The organism is Salmonella sp. SA14318 (genome assembly GCF_029866905.1).
Classification (GTDB): domain Bacteria; phylum Pseudomonadota; class Gammaproteobacteria; order Enterobacterales; family Enterobacteriaceae; genus Salmonella; species Salmonella enterica.
The window spans coordinates 4419424-4437144 of sequence record NZ_CP123282.1 but is presented as its reverse complement, the minus strand read 5'-3'; the positions used below and the strand labels follow the sequence as shown (position 1 = coordinate 4437144).

Here is a 17721-nt window from a genome sequence, read left to right as displayed (position 1 = left end):
GACTGATTCCAGGCTATGGAATACCTGATGATGGCGCTTCGCTTACCCGGCCTGGATGATTGGATAACAAGGCCAGATAAGGTGCCTGTGTCGATATTCGGCAAATGAATTCTGTTGGGTCAGCAAGCTGAAATACTCCTGACTATCGTCAGGAGTATTGCTCAGACCTTATTCCCATTCCTGCAAGAAGCGTTGACCGTACTGGTCGGCGACCAGCAGCGCGGCGTACACTTCATCCGGCGTTGCGCCGCCAGGCATGTTATGAATAGTTTCACCTTCTGCGCAGGAGGCTTCCGCGACGGTGCGCATTTTTGCCGGGATATCCTGTTTAATATCCAGTTGCGCCAGCGTAATCGGCAGGCCAACGGAATGGCACAGCGCCGCAACGGTTTCGATTTCTTCGACCGGCGCGTTTTCCAGCACCAGTTGCGTCAGCGTACCGAAAGCGACCTTCTCACCGTGATAATAGTGGTGCGCATCCGGAATCGCCGTTAAACCGTTATGAATCGCGTGCGCTGCGGCCAGACCGCCGCTTTCAAAACCGACCCCGCTCAGGTAGGTGTTGGCTTCGATGACGCGTTCCAGCGCTGGCGTGACGACGTGCTGTTCGGCGGCCAACATGGCTTTTTCGCCTTCTTCGATCAGCGTGTTATAGCATAGCTCCGCCAGCGCCAGCGCGGCCTGTGTACACTTGCCGCCCGCCATTGTGGTGGCGCCGCTGCGTGAGCAGGCGCGCGCTTCAAACCAGGTCGCCAGCGCATCGCCGATACCGGCTGCCAGCAGACGCGCCGGCGCGCCCGCCACTATCTGCGTATCGACAATGACCATATTCGGGTTATGCGGCAGCAACAGATAACGGTCAAACTCACCGGCATCGGTATAAATAACCGAGAGCGCGCTGCACGGTGCGTCGGTAGAGGCGATGGTCGGCGCGATAGCGACCGGGACGTTCATAAAGTGAGCCAGCGCTTTGGCGGTATCCAGCGTTTTACCGCCGCCGATACCCAGTACGGCGCCACACTGACTTTTCTCGGCGACGGCGCGCAGCCTGTCGATCTCATTTTGCGAACATTCGCCGCCAAACGGGGCGATTTCTACTGACAAACCGGCATCCGTCAGGCTTTTGCGCAGCGTCTCTTCGGCAAATCCCAGCACGAATTTATCGCCCACAACCAGCCAGTTGTTCGCCATTGGTTTTAAATAATCGCCAAGACGCGCGATGACGTTTGCACCCTGAATATACTTACCTGGTGACTGAATAATGCGATCCATACATTTCTCTCCTACAGGTTCAGATTACCAAAAGCGTTTTTCCAGTCTTGCTCAAACTTCTCTATTGCTGACTCTACCGCAGGCGTATTGAGCATTTGTTGCGCTACATCTAAAGGAAGGGTAATCGCCTGGCAACCTGCCAGTAAGCAATCCAGCGCCTGCCGCGGCGTTTTAAAGCTGGCCGCTAGTACCATGCTGTCGGGCGCGTGATGCTCCAGTAGCGTTTGCAGCTCCTGAACCATACGAATGCCATCGCCGCCCTGCGCATCAACGCGGTTGACGTAGGGAGCGACATATTTTGCGCCCGCCAGCGCCGCCAGCAGGCCCTGCGACGCGCTGTAGACGGCGGTGCCCAGTGTTACGATGCCTTCTTTTTTCAGCAATTTAATCGCTGCAAGACCTTCGGCGGTCACCGGAATTTTCACCACAATGCCGGGGATGGCGTTATTCAGTCGTTTGGCTTCTTCCACCATCCCTTTCGCGTCGCGGCTCATGGTCTGCGCAAATAAAGTGCCTTCTTCGCCGATGGCGTTTTGCAGCCTGGGCAGCACATCCCAGATAGATTCTTTGCTGGCTGCCACAATGCTTGGATTGGTGGTGACGCCGGCAATCGGGAAAATGCGCGCCAGACGTTCAACTTCCGCCACGTTAGCGGTATCCAGATAGAGTTCCATAGTCTTTCTCTTCGTGAGTTTTCGTTATGGACAGGATAAAGGAGCGTGCCCCGGATGCGCTATGTGACAAATCTGCCAAAAACTGGACAAATGTGATGCTCTTGGTAAAGTGTGATTTACTTCACAAGTTGGTGATGATTAACGTATAACGTGCTGTTGTATGCCATGTGGGGGAGTGAGGTTTTTGCATTGATATTACAATAATCCAGTAAATGCGCGTTTTATCTACTGTATTCTCTTTACTGGCGTGTGGATTATTTTTCCGTTAGCTGGCTGTGATACTGGCGGCGATACTCCGACGGCGAGCGTTCCGTATTTTTGCGAAACAGGCGGCAGAAATAGTTACTGTCGACAAAGCCGCAGCGGTGCGCCACCTCTTTCACTTTCAGGTCATAGCCCTTCAGCAACGTTTTGGCGTGTTCCAGTCGCGTATGGTTCAGGTATTCGTTAAAGCCGATGGCCCCCGTTTTCTGGAACAGGTGCGAGAGGTAATTTGGCGAGATATAAAACGCCTGTGCTACCGATTCACGCGTCAACGGCGCGGCGTAGCGTTCATCAATATACTCCCGAATGGCTTCAAAAAGCGCGCGGCTGCGGGAGGCGGTCTGGATTTGGCTGCCGAGCAGATCGCGGCAATGGCTTAGTAGGCTGGCGACAATCAATCTGGCCGTTTGCTGCTCTTGCGGCTGCATCTGCATCTCATTAAGCGTTTGTAACAGGAACGAGCCGATACGCGGGCCACGGCGCGCAACGTGCTGTTTCGTGAGGTTTTGATGCTGCTGACCGTTCCAGTGGACCACGCTGAAACCTAACTGCTGTTTGCCAAACAGAATGCTCAGGGTGGTGACGGGCGTTTGCCATTGCGGGATGTTCCAGCCGCCAGCCGGAACGTAGAGAACATCGCAAGGAATGAGCGGGGCGGTAATGCTCATGTCAGTAAGCTCGCCCTCCAGCACAATCTCCAGCCGCGGAAAATCCACCTGGTACGCCAGTTCCGGCGCTGGGCCGCTGGCGCTGGCAAAATAAATCTGGCGCAGCGGCAGCGGGCCGTTGATGAGACGGGAGAGAAGGTGGCTGACGTCGTGATACATGATAATCCCCTGCCGATCGCAAACAGAGGAAACAGTAACGTCGAAAACCGATGTCCTCAAGCGATTATTGCCGGATGGCGGCGCTTTGCGCCTTATCCGGACTACGGGAGAGAAGAACGCCAGGCCCGATAAGCGTTAGCGTTATCGGGCAGCATATAGGCTATTGATTACCGACCTGATCGCCATACGGCAACGTATCATAATCAATCAGCGCGTTTTTCTTATACGGGTTGCCAATCCAGCGCGTGGTCTCTTTGAACTGCGGGTTGGTGATGGAACGCGTCGGGTCGTAACCATCATAGGTCAGGCCCGCTAAGTCCGACCAGGTATGGATAAGCTCGGAACTGCTGTACTTACGATCGACATCCTGTGAGAAGTCGCGCGGATGCGCCGCCTGCCATTTCTCTGAGGTCCACAGCAGGAACGGCACCGTATACATATGACGGGTTGGCGAATCTTCGTTTCGTCCCTGCGTCTTATGCGGCGGCGTGTCATACACTTCTTCACCGTGGTCGGAGAAGTAGAGTAGGAAACCGTTCGGATCGGTCGCTTTATAGTCCTTAATCAGGCTGGCGACAACATAGTCGTTATACAGGTTCGCGTTATCGTAATCGTTATACGATTCCAGTTCGTCGCTGCTTAATCCCGGCGGAACATGGTCGGTTTTACCATCAAACTTGCCCTGGTTTTCTGGATAGCGGAACTTGTATTTAATATGCGTTCCCAGCAGATGCACAATAATGAATTTTTTCGGCGCCGGGTCGGCTAACACCGCTTTAAACGGCGCCAGCACGTTGCTGTCATATTCGCGTGCGCTTTGAGTGCGCTGCTGGTTCATATAGAACTGCTTATCAGTCTGCTTAGAGAACACGGTCAGCATGGTATTACGCGCCGTCATCGTCTGCTGGTTAGTGATCCAGAAGGTTTTATACCCGGCCTGTTTCATCATATTCATCAGCGATGGCTTCGTCAGATACCAGTCCGGGTTCTTTTCGTCCGCGAACGTTAGCGCTTGTTGCAGAATCTCAATGGTGTATGGTCGCGAAGTTACCACGTTATTAAACACGGTCAGCCCGGGGTCGGTTTTATGCAGCGCGTCCAGTTCCGGCGTGGTTTCGCGCGGATAACCGTACAGGCTCATACGGCCACGCTGGGTCGATTCGCCAATCACCAGTACCAGCGTGCGCGGCGCATCGCCGGAGTGGTCCTGGAAGTTAGCCAGCGGCGGCAGGGCATCGTTTTCATTCAGCAGTTTATTCAGCGAGGCGAGCTGTAAACGGTACTGATAGTAGCCAGTAATAAATTGCCACGGCGCGGCGGGTTCCATTCGTGACGCCAGGCTATCCAGCGTTTTCTCCATCGACTTATGCTTGATAAAGGTATTCATCGCGATGGGATGGAGGATCAGCCCGTACAGCAGGGCAAACGACACCAGATAACGCCAGGGGGATGGAATATAAACCGGGCGCAGACGTGTCCACAGCAGAATCGCCGCTACCGTATAAGCCAGGGCGACAAGAACAATTTTCAGACTGAAATATTGGCTTAAATATTCGCTGGCTTCATTGGCGTTGGTTTCAAACATCACAAACAGCACGCTTTGCGAGAACTCCTGCCCGTAGATTACGTAATAGCTCAGTGCCGCCAGCGAGGCGGCCCAAAGTACGACGCCAATAACGGCAGCAATAACCCGGATGCGGCCTGGAAACAGAAAGACCGGGATCAGCCACAGTGAGCTGTACAGTAGCGAATCCCGCAGACCGTTTGTCCCGCTGTATCCGGTGAGATAAATAATGGCCTGCAGGAGGGTGGAAAAGAACCAAAAGTAGAGCAGTGCCCAGCCCAGGGCTTTCCAGCTAAACGCGGGTTTAGTCTGGAGTAATGTGGATTGCATAATGAGAGCCTGTCTTTAATCGTAGCGCCAAACGTAACGCCTGAACCTTAAAAGAATCTGAAGCAAACCTGCTTTATGCCGCACGTTTTGCTAAGAAAGATTTACAAATGCATAAAATGCAGACAGGAATATATTGAAAAAATGACGAGGATGACAGCAGTATTTCATGCCGCCCCCACATAACTGCGTGAGGGCGGCTTTCTTTTGGCGTTAGCCGGTGTTGCGCATACCGGCGGCGACGCCCGCAATCGTGACCATCAACGCCTGTTCGACGCGAGGATCGGGCGATTTGCCCTGCTCTTCAGTCAGACGGGAACGATACAGCAACTCGGCCTGCAACACGTTTAATGGATCGGTATAAACGTTTCTTAACTGAATGGACTCCGCAATCCACGGTAAGTCGGCCATCAGGTGCGAATCGTTGGCAATCGCCAGCACCACTTTAATGTCTTCTTCCAGCAGGTCTCGTAGCTCTTTGCCCAGCGGCCATAGCGTTTTCGCCACCAGACGCTGATCGTAATAGTCGGCCAGCCACAGGTCGGCTTTCGAGAACACCATTTCCAGCATCCCAAGACGCGTGGAGAAGAACGGCCAGTCGCGGCACATGGCTTCCAGTTCGCTTTGTTTACCGTCTTCCACCACTTTTTGCAGCGCAGTACCCGCGCCCAGCCAGGCTGGCAGCATCAGGCGGTTTTGCGTCCAGGCGAAGATCCACGGAATCGCGCGCAGCGATTCGACGCCGCCAGTTGGACGACGTTTCGCCGGACGTGAGCCGAGCGGCAATTTGCCCAGCTCTTGTTCCGGCGTCGCGGAGCGGAAGTACGGTACAAAGTCTTTATTTTCGCGCACGTAGCCGCGGTAGGTTTCACAGGAGATGACGGAAAGCTCATCCATAATATGACGCCAGCTGTCTTTCGGTTCCGGCGGCGGCAGCAGGTTTGCTTCCAGAATTGCGCTGGTGTAGAGCGACAGGCTGCTGACGGTGACTTCCGGCAGGCCGTATTTGAAGCGGATCATCTCGCCCTGCTCGGTCACGCGCAGACCGCCTTTCAGACTGCCTGGCGGTTGCGAAAGCAGCGCCGCGTGGGCTGGCGCGCCGCCACGGCCAATAGAGCCGCCGCGGCCGTGGAAGAGGGTGAGCTCGATGCCAGCTTTTTCACAAGTTTTGATCAGGGCGTCCTGCGCCTGATACTGCGCCCATGACGCGGCCATAACGCCGGCGTCTTTCGCCGAGTCGGAGTAGCCGATCATGACCATCTGCTTACCCTGAATCAGCCCGCGATACCAGTCGATATTCAACAACTGGGTCATCACGTCGTCGGCGTTGTTCAGGTCGTCGAGGGTTTCAAACAGCGGCGCGACCGGCATGGCAAAGCCGATACCTGCCTCTTTCAGCAGCAGATGCACAGCCAGCACATCAGACGGCGTTTTCGCCATTGAAATTACGTAGGCGGCGATCGATCCTTTTGGCGCTTCGGCAATAACCTTGCAGGTTTCAAGCACTTCGCGGGTATCGTTGCTCGGCTCCCAGTTACGCGGCAGCAGCGGACGTTTGGAGTTCAGTTCGCGGATCAGGAAGGCCTGCTTGTCGGCTTCCGACCAGCTTTCGTAGTCGCCAATACCGAGGTAGCGGGTAATTTCGCCCAGCGCTTCGGTATGGCGGGTGCTCTCCTGACGGATATCAATACGCACCAGCGGTACGCCGAAACACTTCACGCGGCGGAGCGTGTCGAGTAACTCGCCGTTGGCGATAATGCCCATGCCGCAGGCCTGTAACGACTGGTAGCAGGCGTACAGAGGTTCCCAGAGCTGCTCGTTTTGCGTCAGCAGGCCAGCCGGTTTGGGCAGCTTCTCGCCTTTCAGACGCGCTTCCAGCCAGGACTGGGTCGCCATCAGACGGGCGCGCAATTTTTTCATCAGGTAGCGATACGGCTCAGACGCGCCTTCTTCGCCCACTAACGCCAGCAGCTCCGGCGTGGCGTCGACCATCGACAGTTCTGATACCAGAACATGAATGTCTTTCAGGAACAGATCGGTGGCTTTCCAGCGGCTTAACAAGAGCACGTGGCGGGTGATATCCGCCGTCACGTTCGGGTTGCCGTCACGGTCGCCGCCCATCCAGGAGGTAAAACGTACCGGCACAAAATCCACCGGCAATTTGTAGCCGAGATTTTCTTCCAGCTGTTCGTTCAGTTCACGCAGATAGTTAGGTACGCCCTGCCACAGGCTGTTCTCAACCACGGCGAAGCCCCATTTGGCTTCATCCACCGGGCTTGGGCGCTGCTTGCGGATCTCATCCGTATGCCAGGATTGGGCAATCAACTGGCGCAGGCGACGCATCACCTGGTGACGTTCGTAGTCGGCGATATCGGTATTATCAAGCTGTTTCAGACAGTTGTTGATTTCACCCATCTTGTGAATAAGCGTACGGCGGGTAATTTCTGTCGGGTGGGCGGTTAACACCAACTCCAGAGACAGCGACTCTACCGCTTTTTTGATGGTTGCGTCGTTGAGGTCCGGTTGGTTTTTCAGTTTACGCAGAGTGCGGGCAATCACTTCCGGGTTGCTGGCGGCTTCGCCTTTTGGCGAAATGCTGTGGTATTGCTCGGCAGTATTGGCCAGGTTCAGGAACTGACTAAACGCGCGCGCAACTGGCAGCAGCTCGTCATTAGACAAATTTTGTAGCGTGGTGAGCAGCTCCTGGCGATTAGCTTCATTGCCGGCGCGTGAAGATTTGGATAGCTTACGGATTGTTTCTACGCGATCAAGAATGTGTTCTCCCAGCGCATCCTTGATGGTTTCTCCCAGCACCTTGCCGAGCATACTGACATTACTACGCAACGCGGAATATTGTTCGTTCATATGATCCCAGACACCCCATCTCTGTTGTAATTGTCCTGCATCTTTCACGCTGCGGCGGCGTTGGCTGCGCTCTCCCACCCAGGTCACTTACTTATGTAAGCTCCCTGGGATGTGCTCGTTTGCCGTCTTGCCGCAACGCGAAATCTTTCGGACCAAGCTTTTTCACATCACTTCTCATCTTTATAAAGCCACGTAAAACCCGTGGCGTCAATTACTGCGAAATCGGTTCAGCAAACGAAAAAATGGCGGTAATTTATTAAAGTTAATTCGCATCGTGCCAAATAAGAAATGCTTATGAACATGTGGCGTAGAGATGCCGGATGGCGCTGCGCTTATCCGGCCTACAAGACGGGGTAGGCCCGGTAAACATCGCGTCACCGGGCAATATGCATTAATGCCAGCAAAAATGGTGTACTACCTGGGTAATCAATTCCCGGGTTGGCTTAATAAAACGCGTTTCGAGATATTCATCCGGCTGATGCGCCTGATTGATTGAGCCCGGACCAAGCACCAGCGTTGGGCATAATGTCTGCATAAACGGCGCTTCAGTACAGTAGTTCACCACGTCGGTTTTCGTACCCAACAGTTTTTCTACTACTTCAACCAGTTGGTGGTCCGGTGGACACTCGTAACCTGGAATCGGCGGATGTAATTCCGCCACCGTCAGGCGGCCCGGCCAGCGTTCGCTTACCGGGGCCAGCGCGTCGTTAAGCAGTCCATTAAGGTCGTTTAACGTCATGCCCGGCAGTGGACGAATATCCATATGCAATTCGCAGCAGGCGCAGATACGATTTGAGGCATCGCCGCCGTGAATATGGCCCAGATTCAGCGTTGGATACGGAACGGTAAACGCCTCGTAGTGATACCGCGCTTTCAGCGAGTCACGCAGTTGCATGATATGGCCAATCGCATCGTGCATCAGTTCAATGGCGTTAACCCCACGCGCCGGGTCGCTGGAATGACCGGACTGCCCCAGGACGCGAACGACATTAGAGATATGCCCTTTGTGCGCGCGTATCGGTTGCAACGACGTCGGTTCGCCAATGATCGCGCAGTCCGGACGTAATGCCGTGGTTTCGGAAAAATAACGCGCCCCCGCCATGCTGGTCTCTTCATCGGCGGTCGCCAGAATGTAGAGCGGCTTTTTCAACTTTGTGACGTCAACGTCACGTAGCGCGTCCAGAATAAAAGCGAAGAAGCCTTTCATATCCGCAGTGCCCAGACCATAGAGCTTATTGTCGTGCTCGGTCAGCGTGAACGGGTCGCGCGTCCAGCGTCCGTCATCAAAGGGAACCGTGTCGGTATGGCCGGTCAGCAGCAAACCGCCCGCGCCATGTCCGGTGCTGGCGAGCATATTAAATTTGTTTCGCGTTCCTGGAACCGGTTGAACCTCTACGTTGAAACCAAGATCGCTGAACCAGCCTGCAAGCAAAGTGATTAAAGACGCATTACTTTGATCCAGGGATTCTTCGGTTGCGCTTATCGACGGTGTGGCAATCAGAGCGCGGTAAATCTCGATAAATGGCGGTAAAACGTTTTTCATTGTTGACACACCTCAGGTCATGATAGTATCAATATTCATGCATTAATTATGAATAAAAATACATTAACGTTGAGCATAAAGGAACCCGATGTTGAATACGCTGATTGTAGGCGCTAGCGGTTATGCGGGCGCAGAGCTTGTAAGCTACGTAAATCGCCACCCACATATGACCATAACCGCTTTGACCGTCTCAGCGCAAAGCAATGATGCAGGAAAGTTAATTTCTGATTTACATCCGCAGTTAAAAGGGATTGTCGACCTGCCATTGCAACCGATGTCGGATGTACGTGACTTTAGCGCAGATGTTGATGTGGTGTTCCTGGCGACAGCGCATGAAGTGAGCCACGATCTGGCGCCGCAGTTTTTACAGGCCGGATGCGTCGTATTCGATCTTTCCGGCGCGTTTCGGGTAAACGATCGCGCCTTCTATGAAAAGTACTACGGATTTACTCATCAGTATCCTGAGCTGCTGGAGCAGGCGGTGTACGGTCTGGCGGAGTGGAATGCCGATAAACTGAACACGGCGAATCTGATTGCGGTTCCTGGTTGCTATCCAACCGCAGCGCAGTTGTCGCTAAAACCGCTGATTGACGGCGGGCTTCTGGATCTGACGCAGTGGCCGGTAATTAATGCCACCAGCGGGGTGAGCGGCGCGGGGCGCAAGGCAGCAATATCGAACAGTTTCTGTGAAGTGAGTCTGCAACCGTATGGCGTGTTTACGCATCGTCATCAGCCGGAAATCGCCGCCCATCTGGGCGCGGAGGTCATCTTCACCCCGCATCTGGGGAATTTTCCGCGCGGGATTCTGGAAACCATTACCTGCCGCCTGAAAGCGGGAGTAACCCATGCGCAGGTCGCCGACGTGTTGCAAAAAGCCTATGGCGACAAACCGCTGGTGCGCCTGTATGACAAAGGCGTTCCGGCGTTAAAGAACGTCGTCGGGCTGCCGTTCTGCGATATTGGTTTTGCCGTCCAGGGCGAACATCTGATTGTGGTGGCAACCGAAGACAACTTGTTGAAAGGCGCAGCGGCGCAGGCAGTACAGTGCGCTAATATTCGTTTTGGCTTCGCTGAAACGCAGTCTCTTATTTAAGGGTGAAATGATGAATCCATTAATTATCAAGCTGGGTGGCGTATTACTGGATAGCGAAGAGGCTCTGGAACGTCTTTTTACCGCGCTGGTCAACTATCGTGAGTCCCATCAGCGTCCGCTGGTGATTGTTCATGGCGGCGGTTGCGTGGTGGATGAGCTGATGAAAGGGCTGAATTTGCCAGTGAAAAAGAAAGACGGCCTGCGCGTGACGCCTGCCGATCAGATTGGCATCATTACCGGCGCGCTGGCGGGAACCGCTAACAAAACTCTGCTGGCCTGGGCGAAGAAACACCATATCGCCTCTGTTGGTCTGTTTCTGGGCGATGGCGACAGCGTAAACGTGACTCAACTCGATGAAGCGTTAGGCCACGTCGGGCTGGCGCAGCCGGGGTCGCCGAAGCTGATTAACATGCTGCTGGAAAACGGCTTTCTGCCGGTGGTCAGCTCCATTGGCGTAACAGAGGACGGCCAGCTGATGAACGTCAACGCCGATCAGGCGGCAACCGCGCTGGCGGCGACGCTGGGGGCCGATCTGATCCTGCTTTCTGACGTGAGCGGTATTCTGGACGGCAAAGGCCAGCGTATCGCCGAAATGACGGCGTCCAAAGCCGAGCAGCTTATCGACCAGGGCATTATTACCGACGGGATGATTGTGAAAGTGAATGCGGCTCTCGATGCTGCGCGGGCGCTGGGTCGCCCGGTGGATATTGCTTCCTGGCGTCATGCGGAACAATTGCCGGCGCTGTTTAACGGCACGCCGATCGGCACGCGTATTCTGGCTTAACTATTTGTTCGCCCGATGGCGGCTGCGCTTTATCGGGCCTGCGTGAACAGAAATTGTAGGCCGGATAAGCGTAGCGCTATCCGGCAGTGAAATTCGAAGAATTTAAGGAAGTCTATTATGGCACTTTGGGGTGGGCGTTTTACACAGGCGGCAGACCAGCGGTTTAAACAATTCAATGATTCGTTGCGCTTCGATTACCGTCTGGCGGAGCAGGATATTGTCGGTTCTGTGGCCTGGTCCAAAGCATTGGTCACGGTAGGCGTACTGACTGCCGATGAGCAACGACAGTTGGAAGAAGCGCTGAACGTGCTGCTGGAGGAGGTTCGCGCGAATCCGCAGCAAATCCTGCAAAGCGATGCGGAAGATATCCATAGCTGGGTGGAAGGTAAGCTCATCGACAAAGTGGGTCAGTTGGGTAAAAAGCTGCACACCGGACGCAGCCGTAACGATCAGGTGGCGACGGACCTGAAACTGTGGTGCAAAGAGACGGTGAGGGAACTGCTTACCGCTAACCGCCAGCTACAGAGCGCGCTGGTGGAAACCGCGCAGGCGAACCAGGACGCGGTAATGCCGGGATATACCCATCTGCAACGCGCGCAGCCAGTGACTTTCGCCCACTGGTGTCTCGCGTATGTCGAAATGCTGGCGCGCGATGAAAGCCGCCTGCAGGACACGCTTAAACGTCTGGACGTGAGTCCGCTAGGTTGCGGCGCGTTGGCGGGAACGGCCTATGAAATTGACCGTGAACAATTGGCAGGCTGGCTGGGCTTTGCGTCTGCGACCCGCAACAGCCTGGACAGCGTGTCCGATCGTGACCACGTACTGGAACTGCTTTCTGATGCGGCTATCGGCATGGTGCATCTGTCACGCTTCGCGGAAGATCTGATTTTCTTTAATTCTGGTGAAGCGGGTTTTGTAGAGCTTTCTGACCGCGTGACTTCCGGTTCATCGTTAATGCCGCAGAAGAAAAACCCGGACGCGCTGGAGCTGATTCGCGGTAAGTGCGGTCGCGTACAAGGGGCGCTAACCGGCATGATGATGACCTTAAAAGGTCTGCCGCTGGCGTATAACAAAGATATGCAGGAAGACAAAGAAGGGCTGTTCGATGCGCTCGATACCTGGCTTGACTGCCTGCATATGGCGGCGTTGGTGCTGGACGGTATTCAGGTGAAACGCCCACGTTGTCAGGACGCGGCGCAACAGGGGTATGCCAACGCCACGGAGCTGGCGGATTACCTGGTCGCGAAAGGCGTGCCGTTCCGCGAAGCGCACCATATTGTCGGCGAAGCGGTGGTAGAAGCTATTCGCCAGGGTAAGCCGCTGGAAGCGTTGCCGCTGGCCGATTTACAGAAATTCAGCCGCGTGATTGGCGACGATGTGTATCCGATATTGTCTTTGCAGTCGTGTCTGGATAAACGGGCGGCAAAAGGCGGCGTTTCTCCACAGCAGGTGGCGCAGGCCATCGACGATGCCAGGGCGCGCCTCGCGTTGTAGGCCTTATAAGCGTAGCGCCATCAGGTAATACTGCCCGGCCGAGCATCAGCGACGCCGGGCTTTTTTACGCAAAAAAAAGCGGACCAGAGGTCCGCAAAAGTTCACGTTGGCTTTAGTTATTTCGGGTTCGAGAGATACCCTCTAAACGGGCGGTGTCTTCAAGGGTTAAACGAGAAACCGCTCCGTTCTGTGATGTATTATTAATCAGAAAGGTTGATAGGGATAATCGTTCGTTGCTATGCTACCTATCGCCATGAACTATCGTGGCGACGGAGGATGAATAATGAATATTCGTGATCTTGAATATCTGGTGGCGTTAGCCGAACATCGCCATTTCCGGCGAGCGGCGGACTCCTGTCACGTCAGCCAGCCAACCCTTAGCGGGCAAATACGTAAGCTGGAAGATGAGCTGGGCGTTATGCTGCTGGAGCGTACGAGCCGTAAGGTGCTGTTTACCCAGGCGGGCTTACTGCTGGTGGATCAGGCGCGTACCGTACTGCGTGAGGTCAAGGTGCTCAAGGAGATGGCAAGCCAACAAGGCGAGACGATGTCCGGCCCGCTGCATATTGGTTTAATCCCAACAATTGGTCCCTATTTGCTGCCGCTTATCATTCCAATGTTGCACCAGACTTTCCCGAAGCTGGAAATGTATCTGCATGAGGCGCAAACGCACCAGCTGTTAGCGCAACTCGATAGCGGCAAGCTTGACTGCGCTATTCTGGCGCTGGTGAAAGAGAGCGAGGCGTTTATCGAAGTGCCGCTGTTTGATGAGCCCATGATGCTGGCTATTTATGAGGATCATCCGTGGGCGAATCGCGATCGCGTGCCGATGTCCGATCTGGCGGGCGAGAAATTGCTGATGCTGGAAGATGGCCACTGTTTGCGCGATCAGGCGATGGGGTTCTGTTTTGAAGCGGGAGCGGATGAAGATACCCATTTCCGGGCGACCAGTCTGGAAACGCTGCGCAACATGGTGGCGGCGGGCAGTGGTATTACACTACTCCCCGCGCTGGCCGTACCGCAGGAGCGTAAGCGCGACGGCGTGGTTTATCTGCCATGCATTAAGCCGGAGCCGCGTCGTACCGTGGGGCTGGTTTATCGCCCGGGATCGCCGCTGCGTAGCCGTTATGAGCAACTGGCAGAGGCCATCCGTGGCGCAATGGATGGCCATTTCGACAAGGCGTTAAAACAGGCGGTTTAAGCCGTTCAACGCCGCAACCCGATAAGCTTCCGCCATGGTTGGGTAGTTAAAGGTGGTGTTAACGAAGTATTCGATAGTGTTACCGCCACCTTTCTGCTCCATGATCGCCTGGCCGATATGAATAATTTCGGCGGCGCGTTCGCCAAAGCAGTGAATCCCCAGAATTTCTTTGGTTTCGCGGTGGAAGAGAATTTTTAGCGTGCCGACGTTCATGCCGACGATTTGCGCTCGCGCCAGATGCTTAAACTGCGCGCGGCCCACTTCGTAAGGCACTTTCATTGCCGTTAACTGCTGCTCGGTTTTGCCGACAGAACTGATTTCCGGAATGGTATAAATCCCGGTGGGGATATCTTCGATAAGATGCGCGGTCGCTTCGCCTTTCACCAGCGCCTGCGCTGCAATACGCCCCTGATCGTAGGCGGCGGAGGCCAGACTGGGATAGCCAATCACGTCGCCCACCGCATAGACGTGCGGCAGGGCGGTCTGGTACATACTGTTGACTTTGAGCTGTCCACGGCTGTCTGTTTCCAGACCAATATTCTCCAGCGCCAGCGAATCGGTGTTACCGGTACGGCCATTAGCATAGAGCAGGCAGTCAGCCTTCAGTTTTTTGCCGGATTTCAGATGCATGATGACGCCATCATCGCAGCCTTCGATTTTCTCATATTCTTCATTGTGGCGAATAACCACGCCGCTATTCCAGAAATGGTAAGAGAGAGAGTCGGACATCTCCTGATCGAGAAAGGCCAGCAGGCGATCGCGGGTGTTGATCAGATCCACTTTCACATCCATACCGCGGAAGATGGACGCATATTCGCAGCCGATAACGCCGGCACCGTAAATAATAACGTGGCGCGGTTCATGGTGGAGACTCAGGATTGAGTCGCTGTCATAAATGCGCGGATGCGAGAAATCCACATCACTGGGATGGTAAGGACGCGAACCACAGGCAATAACAAATTTTTCTGCCGTCAGGGTTTCAACCGTGCCGTCATGGCATTCCAGCGCCAGGGTATGTTCGTCAATAAAATGGGCGTTGCCCTGCAAGATTTCACAGTGGTTACGCTCATAAAACCCCTGACGCATACGCGTTTGTTGATTAATCACATTATCGGCATGATTAAGGATATCGGCGAATGAAGAACGAAGAAGACGGGAGTGGTCGCTATAGAGCGGGTTTTGATTAAATTCAATAATGCGGCTGACGGCGTGGCGAAGGGCTTTGGATGGAATGGTGCCCCAGTGGGTACATCCGCCGCCAACGTTATGATAACGCTCAATCACCGCGACGCGTGCTCCTTGCTTAACCAGACCCATTGCAGCGCCTTCACCGCCGGGGCCTGACCCTATGACGACTGCATCATAATCCCAGGAATGTGGCATGGTATTACTCACCTGTTTTTATACATAAAATAAACACGATGATAACATTTGCCCAGCTTTAACCCAATTATCGTTGTGCTTTTTTGCGAAGCCGGAGCACAAACTGTCTGTAAACAATCATTCACAATCCAGTGTGAACCCGTTACTTTTATTCTCTGGTATAGTGCCGAATAAGGCATATGGAAGGATTCAGACATTGTGATGGGTGTTAGAGCGCAACAAAAAGAAAAAACCCGGCGTTCGCTGGTGGAAGCCGCATTCAGCCAACTGAGCGCTGAGCGGAGTTTCGCCAGCCTGAGTTTGCGTGAGGTGGCGCGTGAAGCGGGCATTGCGCCAACGTCGTTTTACCGTCATTTTCGCGATGTCGATGAACTCGGTCTGACGATGGTGGATGAAAGCGGTCTGATGCTGCGTCAGTTGATGCGTCAGGCGCGACAGCGCATCGCGAAAGGCGGCAGCGTCATTCGCACGTCGGTCTCTACATTTATGGAGTTTATCGGCAACAATCCCAACGCCTTCCGTCTGTTGTTGCGCGAGCGTTCCGGCACTTCAGCGGCGTTTCGTGCCGCCGTCGCGCGGGAGATTCAGCATTTTATTGCGGAACTTGCCGACTATCTGGAACTCGAAAACCATATGCCGCGCGCGTTTACTGAAGCCCAGGCCGAAGCGATGGTGACTATTGTTTTTAGCGCGGGCGCAGAGGCGTTGGACATCGGCGCTGAACAGCGTCGGCAATTAGAAGAGCGGCTGGTATTGCAACTGCGCATGATTGCGAAAGGGGCGTATTACTGGTATCGCCGTGAGCAAGAGAAAATAGCACATCATTCCGAATAACGTGAAGGACGAGTAATGAAACAGTCAGGTCAAGATAAAGGTACGCTGTTGCTGGCGCTCATCGCTGGCTTATCGATTAACGGCACATTCGCGGCGCTGTTTAGCGCTATTGTGCCGTTCTCCGTATTCCCGGTTATCTCGCTGGTGCTGACGGTATATTGTCTGCATCAGCGCTACCAAAATCGTACTATGCCGGTAGGTTTGCCGGGGTTGGCCGCCGCCTGTTTCATTCTTGGCGTTTTACTGTATAGCACCGTCGTGCGTGCAGAATATCCGGATATTGGCTCTAATTTCTTCCCGGCGGTGCTGTCGGTGATTCTGGTATTCTGGATTGGCTTTAAGCTGCGTAACCGCAAGCAGGACACCGCGGAATAGCGTGCGAATGCCGGATGGCGGTATAACCGGCCATCCGACGTACATTTTACCTTGCGGTGAGTAATACCCCGCATTCCATATGATGTGTATACGGGAACTGATCGAATAGCGCCAGGCGAGACACCGTGTGCGTCTGGCTTAACGTTTCCAGGTTTTTGCACAACGTTTCCGGATTGCAGGAAATGTACAGAATACGTGGATAAGCCTGCACCATTTTCTCCGTTTCGCTGTCCAGACCGCTGCGCGGCGGATCGACAAAAATGGTTTCGCACTGATAGCGCTTCAGGTCGATCCCCTGCAGGCGGTTAAACTCACGAACGCCATTCATCGCCTGGGTAAACTCTTCCGCCGCCATGCGAATAATTTGCACATTATCAATATGATTAGCGGCAATATTGTACTGTGCGGCAGCGACGGACGGTTTGGCGATTTCGGTTGCCAGCACGCGGTTAAAATTGCGCGCCAGCGCTAAAGAAAAATTGCCGTTGCCGCAATACAACTCAAGCAGATCGCCTTTTGAGTCTTTCGTCACCTCCAGCGCCCACTCTAACATCTGAATATTCATGGCGGCGTTTGGCTGCGTAAAGCTGTTTTCGACCTGGCGGTAGATCATCTCTTTACCTGCCACAGGCAGACGCTCATCAATATAATCCTGATCCAATTCGATTTTAGTTTTAGTGGCCCGGCCAATCAGGTGTACGTTCAGACCTTGCGCGCGTAAGGCATCGCGTAACGCAGTGGCGGCTTCACGCCACTCTTCGTCCAGCTTCTTATGGTACAGCAACGACACTACCGCCTGGTTGCTCAAGGTCGTGAGATAATCGATCTGGAACAGCTTATGCCGCAGTGCATGATTATCGCGCACGCCGGCAATCATCGCCTTCATTAAGGTATTAATCAGTTGGCTGGCCGCCGGGAAGGTGTCAACGCGAATCCGGCTTTTGGTCTGCTGATCAAACATAATGTGGTACAGGTCATCGCCGTCATGCCACAGGCGAAATTCCGCACGCATACGATAGTGACTGACCGGCGAGCGAAATACTTCCGGAACCAGGCCAGAAAACGGCGCCATCATACTCTGCAAGCGCGCCACTTTTTCGGCCAGCTGCGCCTCATACTGTTCTGTCGGAAGATGTTCGGGGGTCATATCGCATCCTGAATAATAAAAGTACGCGGGGATTGTAGGGATTGCTCAGTGGATGTCCAGCTATTGATGATTTC

The 17721-nt window shown here is 54.2% G+C and carries 14 protein-coding genes; 6 read left to right on the top strand and 8 right to left on the bottom strand.

Going from position 1 to position 17721, the window contains the following annotated elements; translation table 11 throughout:
- Nucleotides 1-168 precede the first annotated feature (168 nt).
- The 6 genes from QEN32_RS21105 to argE form a co-directional block, all read right to left on the bottom strand.
- Complete coding sequence (locus QEN32_RS21105; protein ID WP_000374031.1) at nt 169-1272, bottom strand: glycerol dehydrogenase; 1104 nt, start codon at nt 1270-1272, stop codon at nt 169-171.
- A gap of 11 nt (nt 1273-1283) precedes the next feature.
- Nucleotides 1284-1946 (bottom strand): fructose-6-phosphate aldolase, encoded by a 663-nt coding sequence (gene fsa, locus QEN32_RS21100; protein ID WP_000424866.1) that lies wholly within the window; start codon nt 1944-1946, stop codon nt 1284-1286.
- Between the two features lie 254 nt (nt 1947-2200).
- Nucleotides 2201-3037, bottom strand: a complete 837-nt coding sequence (locus tag QEN32_RS21095; RefSeq protein ID WP_053445377.1) for an AraC family transcriptional regulator — start codon at nt 3035-3037, stop codon at nt 2201-2203.
- A 160-nt stretch (nt 3038-3197) separates the two neighbouring features.
- Nucleotides 3198-4931: a phosphoethanolamine transferase CptA gene (locus QEN32_RS21090; RefSeq protein WP_001192092.1), complete on the bottom strand. Its 1734-nt coding sequence runs from the start codon at nt 4929-4931 to the stop codon at nt 3198-3200.
- Between the two features lie 210 nt (nt 4932-5141).
- A complete protein-coding gene (gene ppc / locus QEN32_RS21085; protein WP_001005548.1) occupies nt 5142-7793 on the bottom strand; it encodes a phosphoenolpyruvate carboxylase in 2652 nt (883 codons plus the stop codon).
- 391 nt (nt 7794-8184) lie between these two features.
- Nucleotides 8185-9336, bottom strand: coding sequence for an acetylornithine deacetylase (argE, locus tag QEN32_RS21080; protein ID WP_000800208.1), 1152 nt, complete (start codon nt 9334-9336; stop codon nt 8185-8187).
- 88 nt (nt 9337-9424) lie between these two features.
- On the opposite strand from argE, the gene argC reads away from it, so the two are divergent.
- From argC to oxyR, 4 genes are all read left to right on the top strand, one after another.
- Nucleotides 9425-10429: an N-acetyl-gamma-glutamyl-phosphate reductase gene (gene argC / locus QEN32_RS21075; protein WP_000935332.1), complete on the top strand. Its 1005-nt coding sequence runs from the start codon at nt 9425-9427 to the stop codon at nt 10427-10429.
- 7 nt (nt 10430-10436) lie between these two features.
- Entirely contained in the window at nt 10437-11213 is a 777-nt protein-coding gene (argB, locus tag QEN32_RS21070; RefSeq protein WP_089082247.1) for an acetylglutamate kinase, read from the top strand.
- A 117-nt stretch (nt 11214-11330) separates the two neighbouring features.
- Nucleotides 11331-12707 (top strand): argininosuccinate lyase, encoded by a 1377-nt coding sequence (gene argH, locus QEN32_RS21065; protein WP_001230048.1) that lies wholly within the window; start codon nt 11331-11333, stop codon nt 12705-12707.
- A gap of 283 nt (nt 12708-12990) precedes the next feature.
- Nucleotides 12991-13908, top strand: a complete 918-nt coding sequence (gene oxyR, locus QEN32_RS21060; protein ID WP_001025919.1) for a DNA-binding transcriptional regulator OxyR — start codon at nt 12991-12993, stop codon at nt 13906-13908.
- Here the strand turns inward: oxyR and sthA are convergent.
- A complete protein-coding gene (gene sthA / locus QEN32_RS21055) occupies nt 13891-15291 on the bottom strand; it encodes a Si-specific NAD(P)(+) transhydrogenase (protein ID WP_001120791.1) in 1401 nt (466 codons plus the stop codon). The genes oxyR and sthA overlap by 18 nt on opposite strands.
- Before the next feature lie 198 nt (nt 15292-15489).
- On the opposite strand from sthA, the gene fabR reads away from it, so the two are divergent.
- Together fabR and QEN32_RS21045 are read left to right on the top strand one after the other, a co-directional pair.
- Nucleotides 15490-16125: an HTH-type transcriptional repressor FabR gene (gene fabR, locus QEN32_RS21050; protein WP_000971958.1), complete on the top strand. Its 636-nt coding sequence runs from the start codon at nt 15490-15492 to the stop codon at nt 16123-16125.
- 15 nt (nt 16126-16140) lie between these two features.
- Nucleotides 16141-16500, top strand: coding sequence for a YijD family membrane protein (locus tag QEN32_RS21045; RefSeq protein ID WP_000813838.1), 360 nt, complete (start codon nt 16141-16143; stop codon nt 16498-16500).
- Nucleotides 16501-16546: 46 nt separating this feature from the next.
- Here the strand turns inward: QEN32_RS21045 and trmA are convergent, their stop codons facing one another.
- On the bottom strand, nt 16547-17647 hold the full coding sequence (gene trmA, locus QEN32_RS21040) for a tRNA (uridine(54)-C5)-methyltransferase TrmA (protein ID WP_000186981.1): 1101 nt from the start codon (nt 17645-17647) through the stop codon (nt 16547-16549).
- Nucleotides 17648-17721 lie beyond the last annotated feature (74 nt).